This is a genomic window from Stenotrophomonas sp. GbtcB23 (assembly GCF_019091045.1).
Lineage (GTDB): Bacteria > Pseudomonadota > Gammaproteobacteria > Xanthomonadales > Xanthomonadaceae > Stenotrophomonas > Stenotrophomonas rhizophila_A.
Genome location: NZ_JAGXKC010000536.1, coordinates 1 through 251 on the forward strand (window position 1 = coordinate 1; position 251 = coordinate 251).

The following is a 251-nucleotide window of genomic DNA, read 5'->3' on the forward strand; positions in this document are numbered from 1 at the left end:
CGGTCGGCCGGAGGACAAGGATCTCTGGCTCGGCGATGGTGCTCACTGCAGCCTTGCGCTTTCCAGGGGAGATACGATCCTCGCGGTTGAGCCTGACATCAACTTCCACGCGGTCAATGAGGCACGGCCGAACTGGTTCCGCAGTCTCTTCGAGCGGCTCCGCGGCCAGATATTCAGGCTTTTGGGCGTCAGCTTCATCATCAATATGGCCGCTCTTGCCGTGTCGCTTTACACGATGGTGGGCTACAGCG

1 protein-coding gene is annotated in these 251 nt (G+C 60.2%); it reads left to right on the plus strand.

The window, feature by feature from the left end; all coding sequences use genetic code 11:
• Window positions 1-251: hypothetical protein (locus KVS69_RS20040; protein ID WP_217539972.1), on the plus strand; the 251-nt coding region annotated here is incomplete at both ends.